Raw genomic sequence first — 17,903 nt, 5'->3', positions numbered from 1 at the left:
TTTATTTGACTTAAAACTATAAGAATATGAGAAAATTATTATTAACATTAATGCTTTCGCTGTTTGGCGTAATGTCATTTGCTCAGATTGAGGGGAAATGGAAAACAATAGATGATGAAACAAAACAGGCCAAATCTATTGTAGAGATTTATAAAAAAGGAGACCAGTACTTTGGAAAGGTATCCCAGTTGCTGATAAAACCGGCAGATCCAAACTGTACCGCGTGTAAAGATGATAGGAAAGGGAAACCAATTTTGGGAATGGAAATCATCAGAGGTCTGAAAAAAGACGGCGATGAGTTTACAGGAGGTACAATTACAGATCCTAAATCAGGGAAAACGTATAAATGTACGGTAACGAGAAGCGGTGATAAACTGAATGTGAGAGGATATGTAGGTATTTCTTTGATGGGCAGAAGCCAGACTTGGGAAAAAGTGAACTAAATACGTTTAAAATAGAATTTTACAGACGGCGTTTCTTTTAGAGATGCCGTTTTTGTTTTGAAAAATCTGTAACGAAAAAAAAATCTGCACACTTATATAATATGAACTCAAATTTGGAAGAAACCTTTGTCGCCTTTCTGAAAGAAAATCAGCGGATTGTACATAAGGTATGCAGAATTTATACAGATAATAAAGAAGATCATGAAGATCTTTTTCAGGAGATCACGATTCAGCTTTGGAAATCTTTTCCGGGTTTTAAAGGTGATGCCAAATTTTCTACATGGATGTACCGTGTGGCTTTGAATACAGCGATTACCTTATTTAAAAAAGCAAAAAAAAATGATGTCACTACTGAGGTTGATGTTTCTTCTTTAAGGATCGAATACGAAATCTATGAAGATGATGAGCATAAACTGAAAAGAATGTATCAGGCGATTTATACATTGTCGGATATTGAAAAAGCTTTGATTATGATGTATCTCGAAGATAAATCTTATCGTGAGATTGGCGAAATTCTTGGCATAACAGAAGGGAATGCAAGAGTGAAAATGAACAGGGCGAAAAATAATTTAAAACAACAACTCAACACAAAATAATATGGAAGAACTGGAATTATTAAAAAACGACTGGAATAAAAATACCGAAGATTTTAAAGAATATTCAGATAAGGATATTCTGGGCATGATAAAAAAGCAATCGGTTTCAGTAACGAAAACTTTATTGATTATTGGAGTGGTTGAAGTTGTTATTTGGTCAGCGTATGGATATATTGACGGAGAATTTCCTCTTATCAGGATAGGACTATTTGCGATATTTTTTGGATTGATCATTTATTGGTTTAATAAAATAAAATCGGGCGAAAGTTCTTTAGCTCTAATGAAAAATATTTTAAATCTAAGAAAAACGGTTTTCGGATATGCCGGAATCTCTTTTGCCCTGATTATTTTTGATAGTTTAATTAACTTTAAACATAATACTTCCGATTTTATACGTGGCTGGAAAGACGGACAAAATGGTACTCATTCGGATACAGTAAATCTTACAATGGTACATTATATCGTGTTTGCTTTTATACTCGTAGCGGTTATCTATTTTCTGTATTGGATTTATAAAAAAACGTACGGTAAAATACTTTCAGACCTTAAAAAAAATTACAGAGAATTAAGCAAAGCAGAATAAATTCTTATTTAAATTAAAATTAATACGGGTATCTCAGTCAATGCGATGCCTTTTTTGTTATGTGTATAATAAAAAAACACTATTTTTGTACTCTAAATTTTTCAAATAAATATGGCAGAATATACTTTTCGTGAGGTAATTGCACAGGCAATGAGCGAGGAAATGCGTAAAGACGAATCCATTTTTTTAATGGGGGAGGAAGTTGCAGAATACAATGGTGCATATAAGGCTTCAAAAGGAATGCTGGATGAATTTGGTCCAAAAAGAGTAATCGATACACCTATTGCTGAGCTTGGTTTTACAGGGATTGCTGTAGGAGCTGCGATGAATGGTAACAGACCAATTGTAGAGTATATGACATTCAATTTCTCTTTAGTAGGGATTGATCAGATTATTAATAACGCGGCAAAGATCCGTCAGATGAGCGGTGGTCAGTGGAACTGTCCTATCGTTTTCAGAGGACCTACTGCTTCTGCAGGACAATTGGGGGCAACACACTCTCAGGCTTTTGAAAACTGGTTTGCGAATGTTCCGGGTCTTAAAGTAGTTGTTCCTTCCAATCCTTATGATGCGAAAGGATTATTAAAAAGTTCTATTCAGGACAATGATCCTGTAATCTTTATGGAATCTGAGCAGATGTATGGTGACAAAATGGAAATTCCTGAGGAAGAGTACTACTTGCCAATCGGAAAAGCTGAAATCAAAAAAGAAGGTAAAGACGTTACGTTGGTTTCTTTCGGAAAAATTATGAAGTTAGCTATTCAAGCGGCTGAAGATATGGAGAAAGAAGGTATTTCTGTAGAAGTTATCGATCTTAGAACAATTCGTCCTTTAGATTTTGATACAATTTTAACATCTGTAAAGAAAACAAATAGACTGGTTATTTTAGAAGAAGCCTGGCCATTTGGTTCTATCTCTTCTGAAATTACCTATATGGTACAGCAGAAAGCATTTGATTATTTAGATGCGCCAATCAAGAGAATTACGACTCCTGATGCACCGGCACCTTATTCAGCTGCCTTATTCGCAGAGTGGTTCCCGAAACTTGAAAAAGTGAAAGAGGAAATCAAAAAAGCGATGTACGTAAAATAATTTTCAATGATTATAGAAAAAAACTTCCGAAAGGAAGTTTTTTCATTTATTATATTCATGAAGAAAAATTCTTGAGGTCATAAATTTAGTATAAATTTGCGCGTTTAAATTTAAAATTGCTGATATGTCAGAAGTTACAGAAGGCGGTCATCACTTTGACCTTAAGAAACTTTCATTTGTCGGAGTTATCGTGTCCCTGGGGATTGTATTCGGGGATATTGGTACGTCGCCGCTTTACGTAATGAAGGCCATTGTGAATGCCCGGAAAGACGGAGCCGCGATGCCGTTCGATGAGTATATTGAAGGGGCTTTGTCTTGTATTATCTGGACCTTGACGCTTCAGACTACGTTAAAATATGTGATTATTGCTCTTAGAGCAGATAACAAAGGGGAAGGGGGGATTCTTGCACTTTATTCACTGGTTAAAAAGCTGAAGAAAAAATGGCTGTATGTCGTCGCCATTATCGGAGCCTCTACTTTGGTTGCTGATAGTGTCATTACGCCGTCACTTACGGTGATGTCTGCGATTGAAGGGTTAAAGATCTATAATCCGGAAACTCCGGTGGTTTTAATTACCCTTTTTATCCTTTTCATCGTATTTGTTGTTCAGCAGTTTGGGACAGCGTCGATTGGTAAGTTCTTCGGACCTGTTATGGTGACGTGGTTTTTGGTACTGGGAATTTTCGGATCGATACATATTTTTGATCATGTAGAGATCTTCAGAGCTTTTAACCCAATCTATGCCTATAATCTGATTACCCATTCTTCGAGTGCTATTGTCATTATGGGGGCGGTATTTCTTTGTACAACAGGAGCGGAAGCATTATATTCAGATTTAGGACATTGTGGTGCAAAAAATATCAGAATCAGCTGGATTTTTGTTAAATCAATGTTGATTTTAAATTATTTAGGTCAGGGTGCCTGGTTATTGGATAATTATCACTTGGTACATCAGGGAGTAAACCCTTTCTTCGGAATTATGCCCGAATGGGCGGTCTTACCGGGAGTAATTTTAGCCACGGCCGCAGCAATTATTGCGAGTCAGGCGGTTATTACAGGTTCATTTACCATGTTCTCAGAAGCGATGTCAATTTCTTTCTGGCCCAATCAGCACATCGAATATCCTTCAGGGGTAAAAGGGCAGATGTATATTCCTAGAATCAATTGGGGATTAATGGCATTCTGTTTTGTAGTCGTAATTTTCTTCCAGAAATCAGAAAGTATGGAAGCGGCGTATGGTCTTACGATTACCATTACGATGTTAATGACTACCGTATTGTTACTATTCTGGTTGAGCCGAACTAGGGTGAATAAAATTTTCCTTATCGGTTTTGCTTTGGTTTACGTTGCGTTAGAGTCAGGGTTCTTTTATGCGAATGTCATCAAGTTTATGGATGGCGGTTGGTTGACCATGGTTCTTGGTGGATTCATCGCGGTTTGTATGTATGCCTGGTATAATGGTCGTTTAATTAAATCTAATTTTACGCAATATGTAAAGATTGATAAATATGTTTCTATCATTAAAGATATGAAGCTTGATGAAACGATTCCGAAATATTGTACCAATTTGGCATATCTGAGCAGAGCCAAAAGAAACGATGAGGTAGAATCAAAAATTATCTATTCCATCATTAAAAAACAGCCGAAAAGAGCAGACCATTATTTTATTTTAAGTATAGTCAATCAGGAAGATCCTTATACTTTCAAATATACTGTAGATGAAATTCTGCCGGGAACGGTTTATAAAATTAATTTCTTGTTAGGATTTAAAGTTGACAGAAGAATCAATGATTATTTTAACATGGTTTTAAAAGATCTAATGGCAGACGGAACCATTCCTTCAAGAAGCAGTCATCCTTCTTTGAGAGCACACAATATCCCACCGGATCTTAAATATGTCATCATAGATAACACCTATATCAACGATATACTTTTGACTGTTAAACAGAAGATTACGCTCAATATTTACAACTTTGTGAAGTATATCGGAAGCGACGATTTCAAGTCTTGGGGAGTCACGATTCACAACGTGGTGGTGGAGTCTGCGCCGATTACGGAACTTACGGTTTACGACAACAAAATTGAGCAGTCAGGATTTATAAGACATAATAGTTAAGATCCTTTAACAGACCAGTCTAACATTTATTTAAATAAAATTCAATAAATTTGTAGATAATTTTTTTTAATGGATACTTTACAAAAAGAAAAAAATATAGCTTTAATTAAGGATGTACTTAGAAACTATTTACTGGAAAAAGGTTTCAGAAATACACCTGAGAGATACACGATATTAGAAGAGATTTATAATATGGATCACCACTTCAATGTGGATGATCTGTATCTTCTGATGATGCAGAAAAAATATCACGTATCTAAGGCGACCATCTACAACACTATTGAAATCTTCTTGGATGCAGGTTTAATCCGTAAGCATCAGTTTGGTGAAAAAACATTAACTTCTTCTTCTTATGAGAAATCTTATTTTGATAAGCAGCATGACCATTTGGTGATCTACAAGAAAGATTCTGACAAAGAGATTGAAGAGATCATTGAGTTTTGTGATCCTAGAATTCAGGGAATTAAAGAGGCAATTGAAGACGCATTTGGCGTAAAAATTGATTCCCATTCGCTATATTTTTATGGCACTAAGAATGACTAACCAACCAATGAGGCTGTTTTTAGTTCTCTTACTTTTTATTTCGACGTTTACTTTTGCGCAAGACAAACCCAAGCCCGCGCAGCGAGATCCTTATTTACAGAATCCGGTAAAAAATGCAACTCCGCAACAGGTAAAGCCTGGTGATAGGGTGAAGATTCTGAATGCCGATGAAATTAAAAAGGATCCTGCAAAATACGACGGTAACAGGTTTCTTACAGGAAATGTAAAAATAGATCATAAAGGATCTATTCTTACAGCGGATGAGGTGGTAATGTACGAAGAGGAAAACTTTGTAAAAGCAATCGGAAATGTAAGGCTGCAGAATACAGACGGTTCTGTCATTACTGCCGCTGAAATGGAGTATGACGGAAATACCCAGAAAGGGGTAGCCCGAAAAAATGTAGTGCTTACCGATCCTAAAGGTACGGTGATTAAAACCGAGACCATGTATTATGACCGCGTTTTAAATCAGGCCTATTACAATACAGGAGGAACCATCAATGACGGGAAAAGTACGACCTACTCAAAGTCGGCGACATATTATCTGACCACACGTACTATAGATCTTACCGGAAGAGTGAAGATCGAAGACGCACAGTATGTCCTGGAAGGTGATAATGTCGTGCAGAATCAAAATACGAATATTGTCAACATCAACGGTCCTACCACGATTACTAACAAAAAAGATCCTAAAAACCGTATTGTTACGGATAAAGGAACCTATAATACCGGAACGAAGGAGGCTTTTCTATATAAGAATTCTAAGGTTTATTACAATGATAAGATCCTTACGGGCGATGAAATGTATTACAACCAGTTTTCAGGATTCGGTAAAGCAACCGGCAATGTAACGTTGGATGATCCTAATGAAAAAAGATACATGAAGGGCGGTTACGGGGAGATTTTTGAAAAGCAGGATTCTTCCATGATGACCAAAAGTCCTTACGCGGTAAAGATCCTTGAAAAAGATTCTATTTACTTTTCGGCTGAGAAAATTATTTCTTATCAAAGGCTGGATTCTCTTGATCCTACAAAGAAAAAAAGTTTTATGAGAGCGTTCAGAAAAGGACGGTTCTATAAATCAAATGCGCAGGGAAGAGCAGATTCACTGGCTTTTAATGAGACGGATGGTGTTCTTCATATGTACAGAGACCCTATTTTGTGGAGTGGAGAAAAACAGGTGACCGGCGATAAAGTGGAAGCCTATTTCAATACCCAAACTGAAGATCTTGATTCTGTCAGAGTGATCGGAAATGCCTTTGCCATCAGTAAAGTGGATTCTCTGACGCTGAAAGATGAATTCAATCAGGTGAAAGGGAAGTTCATGAATGCCTATTATCAAAATAATGATATCAAAGAAATCAAAGTAATCGGAAATGCTCAGGCGATCACTTATGCTGATGATTTTAATGAGAAAACGAAGGAAAATGAAAGAATTGGTATCTCTCTTACTTCATGCGGAATTATCGGTGCTTTTTTTGAGGAAAAATTAATGCAGATTATTTCATGTAGTATCGGGGCGACATCCGACACTTATCCTATGAGTAAGATTGAACCTTCTAAAAGGAAATTCCCCGACTTCAACTGGAATACCAAAGACCGTATTCGAAAATGGCAGGATATTCTCGTGGACACGCCAAATAATGAAGAAGTAAAGTATCAGGCTGATGATGAACTTTATAATCAGGCTCAGGAAGCGGTAGAAAAAGAAAGAGCAAAAGAAGAGGCTAAAAAACCTAAAAGAACAAGAAAATAATAATAAAAAATACAATCACCATTTTCAATTTGAAGATGGTGATTTTTTATTAAGCCTCATGTCTTTATTCTATCAGGATAATTTCGATGTTTGATGAATGTTTTTTAGCTTTGCTGAAAATTTTCGGGAAAATGAAAATGCAAAAAGATTTTTTTACATATCAGGCTCAAACTACAAAGTTTGCAGCCGGCTTCGAGGTTGAAAAAGCGGAAGGAAGCTATATTTACGGTAAAGACGGAAGGAAATATCTGGATTTCGTGGCCGGGGTTTCTGCGAATACACTAGGGCATTCTCATCCTAAAATTGTAAATGCGATAAAAGAACAGGCAGATCGATACCTGCATGTGATGGTGTATGGAGAATACGCGCAGGAAAAGCCTGTTGCTTTGTGTAAATTACTGGCAGAAGCGACACCGGATCCTCTGGAGATTACTTATTTGGTGAATAGCGGAGCAGAAGCGATTGACGGCAGTTTAAAACTTGCCAAAAGATATACAGGAAGAGAGGAAATTGTTTCTTTCAAAGATTCATACCACGGAAATACGCATGGCGCTTTAAGTGTTTCAGGAAATGAAACCCATAAAAGAGAATTTCGTCCGCTTTTGCCGATGGTTTCTTTCATTGAATTTAATAATGAAAATGACTTCGATAAAATCACGGAGAAGACCGCTTGTGTCATCCTGGAAACGATTCAGGGGGCTGCAGGATTTTTAGTTCCGAATGAGAATTATCTGATTCAACTTAAAAAAAGATGTGAAGAGGTAGGAGCTTTGTTGATTCTTGATGAAATTCAGCCTGGATTCGGAAGAACCGGAAAATTGTTCTCTTTTGAACATTTCGGAATTGTTCCAGACATTTTGGTGATGGGTAAAGGAATGGGCGGTGGTGTTCCCGTAGGAGCTTTTATGAGTTCTCGTAAGATCATGGAAACACTTGCACATTCTCCGAAATTAGGTCACATTACAACATTCGGTGGCAATCCTTTGATTGCAGCTTCAAGTTATGCTACTTTAAAGGAAGTTTTGGAAAGTGGTTTAATGAATGAAGTGGAAGAGAAAGAAAAACTATTCAGAGAATTGCTGGTTCATCCGAAAATTAAAAACATCAACGGAAAAGGTTTAATGCTTGCGGTAAATCTGGGATCACCCGAATATACACTTGAAGTTGCCCAAAAATGTATGGATAAAGGGCTAATTGTTTTCTGGCAATTATACAGAAATGAGTACTTGAGAATTTCTCCGCCACTTACGCTTTCTCTGGAGGAAATTCGGGAGGGCTGCAAGATCATTATCGACGTTTTAAACGAAAATTAATATAATAAACTCTTCAATTTGAAGAGTTTTTTCATGGTGAAAAATGGAGCTATTTTGTTAAAGACGAGAGTCCGATCCATAAAATATTCTACTGGATCAATAGGGACGGGCTTCAGCCCGTCTAAAAAAGATGGGACTCCTAGAGGCTTTATCCGAAATATATAATCAATTTGTACTAAAGCTCCTATTTGATTTGGAATTTTATCATTGGGCTGAAGCTACGCTATTGGCGTATGTTAATGGTTTTAAAATCAGTATTTTAAATTATTTATTTTAAGCGAACTCAGGCTAAAAACTAAATTAAACGGGTATTTGAAAATCTCTGATAAATATCATAAAGATTATGTAAAAAAGTAAATACATTTTTGTGTAATAAAAAAATTAATTTATATATTGCGGGACGATTAAAACAAAGATTATATGGCGAAACATAAAGTCCATTACGAATTTCCAATGCACTGTTTATCAGAGATTTTGTATGAATATCTGGCAACAGCGGAAGGATTGTCTGAATGGTTTGCGGATGAGGTAACAGAGAAAGGCGATGACTTCTTTTTTAGCTGGGGCGGAAGTGCTGCGGAGAAGGCTACTTTGATTAGATATAAGCCTGAAGGTTTCGTACGTTTCAGATGGGAAGAAGACGAGGGAACGAAGAATTTCTTTGAAATGACTATCGTAATAGACGATATTACAGAAGATCTTGCCCTTAATATTACAGATTTCTGTGAAGAAGGAGACGAGAACGAAAACGCAATGTATTGGGAAAACCTTATCGAAAACCTTAGAATTAAATTAGGCGCTGCATAGCATGTAAGTAGTGCTAAAACGAATAAAACTGATGAACGATTTATCGTTCATTATTTTTTTATAAATAAATCACATCAAAAATTGGAAAATCAATATTTTACATCTGGCGAATTAAATGTGAAAAACAGAGCGTTTCTTTTCGGAGACGCAGTAAAGGTTTCCTTCTTTGTAAGAGAAGGTAAACTGATTATGGATGAAGAATGCTACTTCTTTCTGATGGCTTCCATGAGAAAGATGAGAATGAATATTCCGTTGACTTATACTCTGGAATTTTTCCAGTCGCTCTTTCAGAAAGATATTATCGAAGGACAGGGAATCCGCAATGGGATCATTAATTTTCAGGTTTACCGGAATTATGATGAAGTGACGCTGGCAAAATCTTCAATTTCATATTTTTACCAAGTCACGGAAATGGACGATGTTTTAACAGTTCATTCAAGGCCATTGGAATTGGACTTAATTAAAGAAATAAACGTTAATAACAACCTTTTAAGTAATATCAGGGTTCATTGTCCTGAAAATATTTACGGTGGAATTTACGCTCAGGAAAATGACTTGGATGATGTTATTCTTTTAAATCCAAATAAAAGGATCGCGCGTACCACTTTCGGGAATCTTTTGTTTTTAGAAGGAAACGTAATTAAAGTTCCTAAGCAGACAGAAGGAGCTTACATTTCTCCTTTAATGGAAAATTTCGTAACTTTTTTACATAAAAATAACCTTGCAGATATCCAGGAACACGAGATTATTGCATTTGAATCTCAAAAAGCTGAAGAAATTTTATTGATTTCTGATGAGAAAGGCATATTTTCTGTAGGTAAAATAAGAAACAAGACCTTCGAGAGCTCCCGATTTATAGAAATGGTGGAAAGCTGGAAGAAAAGTTTTTAATAAAATTGACAAACCCGGTAAACAACAAAGTTCCAAAAGTCCTTTACCGGGTTTTATTCTGAAAAATCAGAATTTGTATTTTGATTCGTAAAGTGAGACTTTACGAATTTTTTTTACTTTTTAAATATATTACGTTTAACGTAAACCGGCTGAAGGTTCAAAGATGGTCTGGAAAAAAATTGTTGAATAAGAAGTTTTAGTCCTTTCATTTTGTTTGAATTTTTGGTTTATCAAATAACGTGAATTATTCTTTAAAAAATGGTTAACAGAATCTTAAACTTTGTTAAAATTTTAAAATAATTTCAATCGAATAGGTTAATCGATTAATTCAAAGAAATATCTTCGGGAGAATTAGCCCAAAGGAGATATTCTCCGCCTAAGTTCTGCATGATAGATTTCCAGAGGGTCTGGTCATTAGGTGACGTATAGTCCAGATTGTAGACATCTACAACCGTCCAGAGTTTTCGCTGTATTTCAGTGTCGAGCTGCATGGCACTCCATCCTGAATAGCCTGAAAAGATTTTAACATCGTTGATGTCCAATTCACCGCTTAGTACGGCGCTGATAATATTTTCAATGTCTTCCGTTAAATAAAATTCATTAGAGATTTCGGTATAAACTTCGGTTACCTTTTTACCTTTTACAATAAAGAAAACCTTGTCGTTTTCCACAGGGCCGCCGTCATATACTTCAATTTTAAAATCGAAGAAGTTTTTGAATTTACTGCTCATTTGGCTGTTCTTTTTATTTAATATTAAACCAAATGCACCCTGTTCGTTATGCTCAATAACCAATACTACCGATCGGGAAAAAATATCGCCGGAAATGTCAGGTGTGGAAATTAATATTTTACCTTTGTAAGAGTAATTCATACTCAAATTTAATAAAAAATATTTATGGAAAACCTGCACGACAAAAGAAAAGTGTATGATAAATCCCAACTTATTGAAAGTGAGATAAAACAAAATCCTATTGAACAATTCAGAGATTGGTTTTTGGAAGCCAGCGAAAATCCTGCGATTTCTGAAGCTAATGCAATGGCGATTTCTACGGTGGAAGAAGACGGTTGTCCGCGAACGAGAATGGTGCTTTTAAAGGCTTATACTCACGAAGGTTTTATTTTTTATACCAATTATGACAGTAAAAAAGGAAAGGCGATAGAGAAAAATCACACCGCTTGTCTTCATTTTTTCTGGCCCAATTTGGAGAGACAAATTATTATCAAAGCTAATTTGGAGCGTATTGCAGAGAATTTAAGCGACGGTTATTTTCATTCAAGACCAAAGGGAAGCCAGTTGGGAGCAGCTGTTTCTCCACAAAGTCAGGTAATTCCGAATAAAGAGTTTTTGGAAGAAAAATTAAAAGAATTAGAAAAAACGTACGAAAATTCTGAAGTTCCAAGACCTGAAAACTGGGGCGGATACATTGCAAAACCTTATGAAATTGAATTTTGGCAAGGTAGACCAAACAGGCTTCACGACAGAATTATTTATGAGTTAATCAATGGATTAGATTGGAAAATATCAAGATTAGCACCTTAAAATTTAGTATTTAAAGTTTTAAGCTAGAGCTTTTACAATAAAAACAAAACCCTCACCAAAAGATGAGGGTTTCAATTTTTTCTGTAATCTGAAAAGATTATTTTTTCTTTTTACCAGCAGCAACAGGTGCATTAGCAGTAGCAACAGCAGTAGATAGATCTGCTCCAGCTTTGAATTTAGCAACTGTCTTAGCTTCGATATTGATAGGCTTTTTCGTTGCAGGGTTAATCCCTTGTCTCGCTGCTCTCTCAGCTACTGAGAAAGTTCCGAAACCTACTAAAGACACTTTACCGTCTTTTTTCTTAAGAGTAGTTGTTACATTTGAAATGAAAGATTCCAGTGCAGCTTTAGCAGCAACTTTAGTGATCCCTGCATCTTTTGCGATTGCGTCGATTAATTCAGACTTGTTCATAATTTTTAATATTAAAGTTAGTTCGTTAGTATAGCAAATATAATACTATTTTCTAATTGTGCAATTTTTTTATAAAAATATGTATTATTTTTTTGATTTTTGGTGAAAACAGTTAAAATATGATAATTAGAGTTTTTACGAAAAATCTAGGTTACGGGCTGCTAAAATCATGCCAAATGCTTATGTGTATTGGTTTTATGAAATTTTATTAATTATTTCTTATATTTATTAAATTCTAAATTTCGTATCAACTATTAATAGTTTTGCAGATATGCTTGTAAATTATGTAAGTAAAAATCAAAATAAGTGATTATAATAAAATTAAATAGCTGTGTATCTGCGTGTTTTAAAATGATTCTAAAAGTGCTATTTATAAATTATTATTAATAAATTTGCACCATGTTAATAGAAGTTTTTAAGTCTAAGATTCACAGGGTAAGGGTTACGGCTTCAGACCTTAATTATATTGGGAGTATTACGATCGACGAAGAGCTTATTGAAGCTGCCGGACTGGTAGTCGGAGAGCGGGTTTATATCGTAAATGTAAATAACGGTGAGCGTTTCGATACCTACGTTATCAAAGGGAAAAGAAAATCTGGTGAGGTTTGCCTGAACGGGCCTGCTGCCAGAAAAGTTCAGAGGGATGACATCATCATTATTATTGCGTATGCACAGATGACTCCTGAAGAGGCACAGACCTTCCAGCCAAAAATTGTGTTCCCGGATGAAAAAACAAATCTTTTGACCTAAATTCATGGAAAGTAAAAAATCGAATCCAGTAAAATCAATTTTAACCATAGTAATATCGCTTGCTTGTGCAGGCTTTTTTTTATGGCTGGCTCTAAAGGGGCTTGATTTCAAAGTGATCCAAAAGTCACTGGCTAAAGCGAATTACCTTTGGGTTTTGTTTGCGGCGTGTTTTGGGGTTGCGGCGTACTGGTTCAGAGCGATTCGCTGGAATCTGATGCTGGAACCAATGGGGCATTCTATTTCAAATTCCAATTCGTTATGGTCTCTTTCCTTTGGATATTTAATGAATCTTACCATTCCCAGAAGTGGGGAAGTGGCCAGAGCAACGGCTTTATACGGTGTAGAAAAAGTTCCTGTGGATAAATCTTTCGGAACTATTATCCTTGAGAGAGTCGTGGATCTGGTCTGTATGGTCGTTTTCTTAGGCTTAACGCTTATTTTTAAGTTGAATGCAATTCTGTCATTTTATAATTTCGTCATAGAAAAGAAAGGGGAAAAGCAGGAGTTTGTTCCCAACTTTTTCGAAAGACAGATGATCAAAATTGGAGTCCATGATTTTGATTCTTTCTATTTTTATTTAAAACTTGCCATCGTTTTTGTGATATTAATAGGATTAATTTTATTCTATAAATACAAGAAAGATCAGCTCATTGCCTTCGGAAAAGGTATTGTACAGGGATTAACCTCCATTTTTAAATTAAAACAAAAAGGTAAATTCATTCTCTATACATTAGGGATTTGGATTTCCTATTATTTTGCAGCCTATTTGGTGTGTTTTGCTTTACCGGAAACTTCCAATTTTACTTTTGCAGACGGTTTTCTAATCATTGTTGTTGGAACATTAGGAATGATGATCCCGGCAAGTGGCGGAATTGGTGCTTTTAATCTGGCGATGAAATATGGCTTTATGGCTTTGTTTATTTCGATGGGTAAAAACGGAGAATTAGGCGGAGAAATCGGGTTAACCTATTCTTTTATATCATTGCCTATGCAAATTGTTATTATGTTGGTGATGGGCCTTATTTCAATCCCAATGCTGGCGAAAGCGAGAAGTAAAATGGTTGCCAATAAAGAAGATTAAGATTATTCTTATTATACTATCTAAAAGGTTCGATGCTATTCGAACCTTTTTTGTTTTCTGAAAATTTTAGCTGATTTTTACGCGAAACCGTAATTTTAAGCGTTTTTTAATCTGTAAATTTGGTCAATTCATAAATCAAATCTATCTTAAAGGAAAAAATAAGTTTTAACACTATGGCGATTAATTTACAGAAAGGACAAAAGATTGAATTAGGACTTACAAAAATGACGATCGGACTGGGCTGGGATCCCAATGAAGGTACAGGTCTTGATTTTGATTTAGACGCTTCTGCTATTATGGTGGATGCAGACAGAAAACTGGTAAGTGAAGAATATTTTATTTTTTATAATAATTTACAGTCACCGGATGGCGCTTTAACGCATACAGGAGACGATCCGAACGGGAAAAGCAGCGATGGAGATGATGATGAAGCAATTATTATAGACCTTGATAAAGTAGATTCTAGGGTCCAAGAAATACTTTTCGTGGTAACGATTGAAGATTTTGAACGAAGAAAGCAGAATTTCGGTCAGGTAAGAAATTCTTATATCAGAGTGGTGGATAATGCGACGAATCAGGAAATTGCAAAATACGAGTTGGACGAAGATTTCTCTATAGAAACCGGAATTGAATTCGGGCGTCTTTACAAAAGAAATGGTGGATGGAAATTTGAAGCATCAGGAATCGGTTACCGTGCAGATCTTGGATTTTTCCTTGAAAAATACTATAAAGGACAAATCATAAAATAATATGGCGATTAATTTACAAAAAGGACAGACGATCAATCTGAGGAAAAACGATCGGGGAGAAAGTATATACGATCTTTCAAAAGTGACCATTGGTCTGGGCTGGGATGTCCGGAAGCAGGGTGGTTTCTTCGGGAAACTATTTGCTAAAGAAGCTGCAGAATATGATCTTGATGCGATTGCATTTTTACTGGATGCCAACGGAAAAGTGGCCGATAAAGGAAAAGTCATCACTTCCAATGGCAGGAAGATCAGGTTGTATCAGGGCGATGTAGTTTACTTTAACTCTATGCAGCATCCGGGTGGGAATGTCTGGCTCACCGGAGATAACAGAACCGGTGCCGGAGAGGGTGATGATGAGCAGATTATTGTAAAGCTTGATCAGCTTGAAGAAAAATATCGAAAGATTATTTTTATTGTTTCCATTTATCAGGGAACAAAAAATAATCAGCATTTCGGGATGATTGAAAATGCTTTTATCCGCGCAGTGGATGCCAAAGGAAAAGAAATTACCAAATTTAGTCTTTCAGGGGATGCAAGCATGAATGGAAAGTGCTCTATGGTTTTTGCTGAGGCTTACCGTCACGATGGTGACTGGAAGTTCCGTGCTATTGGAGAGCCGCATACAACGGATAATTTTGTGGATATTCTCAAGAAATATTCTTAAAAAATCAACTTTGTCAAAGTTCTAAACTTTGACAAAGTTATTTGGAAAACTTCATCGTAAAAGAATGCTCATTCTCTTCAACGGTTCTGAAACCTACTCGTGCATAAAGTTTCTGTGCCGGATTGGTTTTTAAAACACTCAAATAAACAGGAATTTCGGAAAACAAAGATTCTTCAATAATCATTTTTAAAATGTGCTTTCCAAAACCTTTACCCTGAAAATCAGGATGAATCTGAAGCTGGATGAGTTCAATTTCATCTTTTTTATATTTCACTTTCAGCAATCCAATATCTTCTTTTCGATACATCATGATTTTTGCGGTTTCAAATTCATAAAGTATTCTTTTTAGGTGAGTATCATCATCAGTCGGAAAACCTGAACTTTTAAGATGTTCATTCATGGTTTTAATTCTTAAGTCTAGCAGAAAATCCATGTCGTTTTCTGTAGCTTTTCTCGATTGAAGATGTATAAAATTCATGATTTTTAATAATATTCTTAAAGATTTATAAACTGCTTATCTAAGCGAATATATTAGTTTTATATTTAAATAAGTTCAAAAAAGCTTCTTTTTCCTATTTTAATTTTTGTTTCGGGAACTAATTCAATTTCTTCATTCGGATTATTTTTCTTGATATTATTAATCTGAATTCCGCCACTTTCAATTAATTTTCTCATAAATGTTTTACTCTCATCATTTTTTAAGCGATGACAAAGTTCCAGTAATGTTGTTGTCTGTTGAATAGGATGTAATGAATCAATAGAAAAAGGTTCAAAACTTTTCTCTTCAAATATTTTATTCTGAAACTGATTCACAAAAAAATGTTCCGCACGCTCTGCAGATTCCGCATCATGATATTGAGTGATGATATTTTTAGCGATCAGCTTTTTTATATTCATCGGATTTTCACCGTTTTTTATTCTTTGCTTTAAATTTTCCTTTTCTTCATTTTGAAAATCGGTTGTCAAATCAATAAATTCATCAATCAAACTATCCGGAATTGACATTGTTTTTCCAAACATTTCATTCGGCTCATCCGTTAATCCGATGATATTGTTTAAAGATTTACTCATTTTTTCTTTGCCGTCAAGTCCTTTTAATAAAGGCATGCACATTACGATTTGTGGCGACATTTGGTGCGTTTCCTGCAGCTGCCTTCCCATGGTACAGTTAAACAGCTGATCGGTTCCGCCCATTTCAATATCACAGGCAATTTTTACCGAGTCAAAGCCTTGTAAAATTGGGTAAACAAGCTCATGCATGGCGATTGGCGTATTTTCAGTGAACCTTTTATTAAAATCATTTCGATGCATCAATTGGGCGACAGTAACTTTTGACATCAGTTGAATAACTTCCGAAAATGGCAAAGCATCCAGCCACTCAGAATTGAAAACAATTTTCGTTTTGTTTACATCAATTACTTTTGAGAGCTGATTGATATAGGTTTCGGCATTATGCTGAACATCTTCGGTGCTTAGAGGTTTCCTTGCTTTGTTTTTTCCGGTAGGATCACCAATTCTTGCGGTAAAGCTTCCGACGACAATAACGATTTGATGTCCCAGATCCTGAAATTGCTTCAGTTTTTTCAAAACAACAGCATGTCCCAAATGTAAATCCGGAGCTGTGGGATCAAAACCAAGTTTAATGATTAATTTTCTGTTTTCTTCTTCGGCTTGTTTTAATTTTTGTTCCAAACCATTTTCCGGTAGAATAATTTCTACATTTTCTTGTAATACGTTTTTCATTTTGTTGAATTTTTTGCATAAAAAAGCCCGAACAATCGTGTTCGGGCTCTATGTTATATTAGAATATTTTTATTGAATGATATCCATAGAAAGTCTTCCCGAACGATAGCCCGGAGCGTAATACTCAGTGAAAAACGGAAGACGTAATATGTTGTTTAAGTGCTTCATTGCTTTGCAAAGATAGAGAATTTATCTTATATATTTTTGTTGATACAGTTTCTGTTGATCAGCAGTAAGCCACGGATAAAATAAATTTAAAAATACGGGTATATAATGCTTTAAAGCATCTTCTTTATTTAATTTTAAAGTTAAGCTGTTGTAATTCATCCAATTGTCGCCAATAATGAATATTTGAGTCACCATATGATCAAGAATAAAATCCGGAATATTTTCAACAAAAACTTTATTTCTCTGGAAATCTGAAAATACAGACAGGAATTCTTTTTTTCGACTGATATTGAGTTCTTTATAAAGATTTTCGATATCAGGGATTTGCCTTAAAATATCAACAAAATTTAAAAAAATACATCGGAATGCGTATACAACTTCAAACGTTGACGTTGTATATTGGTAAAGTGCTTCAAGATCTTTAGAGCCATTGGCTTTGAGAGTATTTATGGTATAGTCCATCTCTTGTTTCAGCATCATAAAAAGTTCCTTTACAATGTCTTCAGAATGTTTGAAATGATAATGGAGATTTCCGGCACTTATATTCAGTTCAGAGGCAATATGTCGGGTGGTTACGGTGCTGTAACCTCTTTCATTAAAGAGTCTGAGCGCAGTGGATACTATTTTCTCTCTGGTTTTCATTTTACAAATATAA

At 35.4% G+C, this 17,903-nt stretch carries 20 protein-coding genes; 15 read left to right on the top strand and 5 right to left on the bottom strand.

From position 1 onward, the window contains the following. Window positions 1-26: 26 nt before the first annotated feature. The 10 genes from VUJ46_RS10525 to VUJ46_RS10480 all read left to right on the top strand — a co-directional run bounded on the left by VUJ46_RS10525 (window position 27) and on the right by VUJ46_RS10480 (window position 10,140). Window positions 27-443, top strand: a complete 417-nt coding sequence (locus VUJ46_RS10525; RefSeq protein WP_326984934.1) for a DUF2147 domain-containing protein — start codon at window positions 27-29, stop codon at window positions 441-443. Window positions 444-544: 101 nt separating this feature from the next. Continuing rightward, window positions 545-1,039 (top strand): RNA polymerase sigma factor, encoded by a 495-nt coding sequence (locus tag VUJ46_RS10520; RefSeq protein WP_326984933.1) that lies wholly within the window; start codon window positions 545-547, stop codon window positions 1,037-1,039. Window position 1,040: 1 nt separating this feature from the next. Further along, window positions 1,041-1,622: a hypothetical protein gene (locus VUJ46_RS10515; RefSeq protein WP_326984932.1), complete on the top strand. Its 582-nt coding sequence runs from the start codon at window positions 1,041-1,043 to the stop codon at window positions 1,620-1,622. 111 nt (window positions 1,623-1,733) lie between these two features. Next, window positions 1,734-2,714: a pyruvate dehydrogenase complex E1 component subunit beta gene (locus VUJ46_RS10510; protein ID WP_326984931.1), complete on the top strand. Its 981-nt coding sequence runs from the start codon at window positions 1,734-1,736 to the stop codon at window positions 2,712-2,714. A 124-nt stretch (window positions 2,715-2,838) separates the two neighbouring features. Continuing rightward, window positions 2,839-4,830: a KUP/HAK/KT family potassium transporter gene (locus VUJ46_RS10505; RefSeq protein WP_326984930.1), complete on the top strand. Its 1,992-nt coding sequence runs from the start codon at window positions 2,839-2,841 to the stop codon at window positions 4,828-4,830. Window positions 4,831-4,899: 69 nt separating this feature from the next. Further along, window positions 4,900-5,373, top strand: a complete 474-nt coding sequence (locus VUJ46_RS10500) for a Fur family transcriptional regulator (protein WP_048511068.1) — start codon at window positions 4,900-4,902, stop codon at window positions 5,371-5,373. Window positions 5,374-5,380: 7 nt separating this feature from the next. Then, complete coding sequence (locus VUJ46_RS10495) at window positions 5,381-7,129, top strand: OstA-like protein (protein ID WP_442784953.1); 1,749 nt, start codon at window positions 5,381-5,383, stop codon at window positions 7,127-7,129. A gap of 137 nt (window positions 7,130-7,266) precedes the next feature. Further along, the gene (locus VUJ46_RS10490; RefSeq protein ID WP_326985091.1) at window positions 7,267-8,442 is read left to right on the top strand and encodes an aspartate aminotransferase family protein; all 1,176 of its coding nucleotides are present in this window, start codon (window positions 7,267-7,269) and stop codon (window positions 8,440-8,442) included. Between the two features lie 420 nt (window positions 8,443-8,862). Beyond that, a complete protein-coding gene (locus VUJ46_RS10485; RefSeq protein WP_267401836.1) occupies window positions 8,863-9,249 on the top strand; it encodes an START-like domain-containing protein in 387 nt (128 codons plus the stop codon). Window positions 9,250-9,330: 81 nt separating this feature from the next. Further along, window positions 9,331-10,140: an aminotransferase class IV gene (locus tag VUJ46_RS10480; RefSeq protein ID WP_326984928.1), complete on the top strand. Its 810-nt coding sequence runs from the start codon at window positions 9,331-9,333 to the stop codon at window positions 10,138-10,140. Between the two features lie 323 nt (window positions 10,141-10,463). On the opposite strand, the gene VUJ46_RS10475 is transcribed toward VUJ46_RS10480, so the two are convergent. Further along, the gene (locus VUJ46_RS10475; RefSeq protein WP_326984927.1) at window positions 10,464-11,012 is read right to left on the bottom strand and encodes a YqgE/AlgH family protein; all 549 of its coding nucleotides are present in this window, start codon (window positions 11,010-11,012) and stop codon (window positions 10,464-10,466) included. Between the two features lie 24 nt (window positions 11,013-11,036). On the opposite strand from VUJ46_RS10475, the gene pdxH reads away from it, so the two are divergent. Beyond that, on the top strand, window positions 11,037-11,681 hold the full coding sequence (pdxH, locus tag VUJ46_RS10470; RefSeq protein ID WP_326984926.1) for a pyridoxamine 5'-phosphate oxidase: 645 nt from the start codon (window positions 11,037-11,039) through the stop codon (window positions 11,679-11,681). Between the two features lie 97 nt (window positions 11,682-11,778). Here pdxH and VUJ46_RS10465 read toward each other — a convergent pair whose 3' ends face one another. Next, on the bottom strand, window positions 11,779-12,093 hold the full coding sequence (locus VUJ46_RS10465; protein ID WP_326984925.1) for an HU family DNA-binding protein: 315 nt from the start codon (window positions 12,091-12,093) through the stop codon (window positions 11,779-11,781). A gap of 399 nt (window positions 12,094-12,492) precedes the next feature. Here VUJ46_RS10465 and panD point away from each other — a divergent pair, with 399 nt between their 5' ends. The 4 genes from panD to VUJ46_RS10445 all read left to right on the top strand — a co-directional run bounded on the left by panD (window position 12,493) and on the right by VUJ46_RS10445 (window position 15,337). Further along, on the top strand, window positions 12,493-12,843 hold the full coding sequence (gene panD, locus VUJ46_RS10460) for an aspartate 1-decarboxylase (RefSeq protein WP_267401831.1): 351 nt from the start codon (window positions 12,493-12,495) through the stop codon (window positions 12,841-12,843). A gap of 4 nt (window positions 12,844-12,847) precedes the next feature. Next, window positions 12,848-13,924, top strand: a complete 1,077-nt coding sequence (locus VUJ46_RS10455) for a lysylphosphatidylglycerol synthase transmembrane domain-containing protein (protein ID WP_326984924.1) — start codon at window positions 12,848-12,850, stop codon at window positions 13,922-13,924. Between the two features lie 173 nt (window positions 13,925-14,097). Continuing rightward, the gene (locus tag VUJ46_RS10450; protein WP_326984923.1) at window positions 14,098-14,673 is read left to right on the top strand and encodes a TerD family protein; all 576 of its coding nucleotides are present in this window, start codon (window positions 14,098-14,100) and stop codon (window positions 14,671-14,673) included. A gap of 1 nt (window position 14,674) precedes the next feature. Beyond that, window positions 14,675-15,337 (top strand): TerD family protein, encoded by a 663-nt coding sequence (locus VUJ46_RS10445; RefSeq protein ID WP_326984922.1) that lies wholly within the window; start codon window positions 14,675-14,677, stop codon window positions 15,335-15,337. A gap of 37 nt (window positions 15,338-15,374) precedes the next feature. On the opposite strand, the gene VUJ46_RS10440 is transcribed toward VUJ46_RS10445, so the two are convergent. The 3 genes from VUJ46_RS10440 to VUJ46_RS10430 form a co-directional block, all read right to left on the bottom strand. Further along, a complete protein-coding gene (locus tag VUJ46_RS10440) occupies window positions 15,375-15,815 on the bottom strand; it encodes a GNAT family N-acetyltransferase (RefSeq protein ID WP_326984921.1) in 441 nt (146 codons plus the stop codon). Between the two features lie 65 nt (window positions 15,816-15,880). Then, entirely contained in the window at window positions 15,881-17,080 is a 1,200-nt protein-coding gene (gene tyrS / locus VUJ46_RS10435; RefSeq protein ID WP_326984920.1) for a tyrosine--tRNA ligase, read from the bottom strand. 189 nt (window positions 17,081-17,269) lie between these two features. After that, a complete protein-coding gene (locus VUJ46_RS10430) occupies window positions 17,270-17,890 on the bottom strand; it encodes a TetR/AcrR family transcriptional regulator (RefSeq protein WP_326984919.1) in 621 nt (206 codons plus the stop codon). Window positions 17,891-17,903: the final 13 nt, after the last annotated feature.

Source organism: Chryseobacterium sp. MYb264, assembly GCF_035974275.1.
In the GTDB taxonomy this organism is placed as follows: domain Bacteria; phylum Bacteroidota; class Bacteroidia; order Flavobacteriales; family Weeksellaceae; genus Chryseobacterium.
Note: the sequence above shows the minus strand (reverse complement) of the source record. Positions and strands in the feature narration are given on the sequence as shown.

What these genes read in the sequence shown, in the direction of transcription:
- VUJ46_RS10525 (WP_326984934.1), top strand. Translation starts at nt 27, where the DNA reads ATGAGAAAATTATTATTAACATTAATGCTTTCGCTGTTTGGCGTAATG.
- VUJ46_RS10520 (WP_326984933.1), top strand. Translation starts at nt 545, where the DNA reads ATGAACTCAAATTTGGAAGAAACCTTTGTCGCCTTTCTGAAAGAAAAT.
- VUJ46_RS10515 (WP_326984932.1), top strand. Translation starts at nt 1,041, where the DNA reads ATGGAAGAACTGGAATTATTAAAAAACGACTGGAATAAAAATACCGAA.
- VUJ46_RS10510 (WP_326984931.1), top strand. Translation starts at nt 1,734, where the DNA reads ATGGCAGAATATACTTTTCGTGAGGTAATTGCACAGGCAATGAGCGAG.
- VUJ46_RS10505 (WP_326984930.1), top strand. Translation starts at nt 2,839, where the DNA reads ATGTCAGAAGTTACAGAAGGCGGTCATCACTTTGACCTTAAGAAACTT.
- VUJ46_RS10500 (WP_048511068.1), top strand. Translation starts at nt 4,900, where the DNA reads ATGGATACTTTACAAAAAGAAAAAAATATAGCTTTAATTAAGGATGTA.
- VUJ46_RS10495 (WP_442784953.1), top strand. Translation starts at nt 5,381, where the DNA reads ATGAGGCTGTTTTTAGTTCTCTTACTTTTTATTTCGACGTTTACTTTT.
- VUJ46_RS10490 (WP_326985091.1), top strand. Translation starts at nt 7,267, where the DNA reads ATGCAAAAAGATTTTTTTACATATCAGGCTCAAACTACAAAGTTTGCA.
- VUJ46_RS10485 (WP_267401836.1), top strand. Translation starts at nt 8,863, where the DNA reads ATGGCGAAACATAAAGTCCATTACGAATTTCCAATGCACTGTTTATCA.
- VUJ46_RS10475 (WP_326984927.1), bottom strand. Translation starts at nt 11,012, where the DNA reads ATGAATTACTCTTACAAAGGTAAAATATTAATTTCCACACCTGACATT.
- pdxH (WP_326984926.1), top strand. Translation starts at nt 11,037, where the DNA reads ATGGAAAACCTGCACGACAAAAGAAAAGTGTATGATAAATCCCAACTT.
- VUJ46_RS10465 (WP_326984925.1), bottom strand. Translation starts at nt 12,093, where the DNA reads ATGAACAAGTCTGAATTAATCGACGCAATCGCAAAAGATGCAGGGATC.
- panD (WP_267401831.1), top strand. Translation starts at nt 12,493, where the DNA reads ATGTTAATAGAAGTTTTTAAGTCTAAGATTCACAGGGTAAGGGTTACG.
- VUJ46_RS10455 (WP_326984924.1), top strand. Translation starts at nt 12,848, where the DNA reads ATGGAAAGTAAAAAATCGAATCCAGTAAAATCAATTTTAACCATAGTA.
- VUJ46_RS10450 (WP_326984923.1), top strand. Translation starts at nt 14,098, where the DNA reads ATGGCGATTAATTTACAGAAAGGACAAAAGATTGAATTAGGACTTACA.
- VUJ46_RS10445 (WP_326984922.1), top strand. Translation starts at nt 14,675, where the DNA reads ATGGCGATTAATTTACAAAAAGGACAGACGATCAATCTGAGGAAAAAC.
- VUJ46_RS10440 (WP_326984921.1), bottom strand. Translation starts at nt 15,815, where the DNA reads ATGAATTTTATACATCTTCAATCGAGAAAAGCTACAGAAAACGACATG.
- tyrS (WP_326984920.1), bottom strand. Translation starts at nt 17,080, where the DNA reads ATGAAAAACGTATTACAAGAAAATGTAGAAATTATTCTACCGGAAAAT.
- VUJ46_RS10430 (WP_326984919.1), bottom strand. Translation starts at nt 17,890, where the DNA reads ATGAAAACCAGAGAGAAAATAGTATCCACTGCGCTCAGACTCTTTAAT.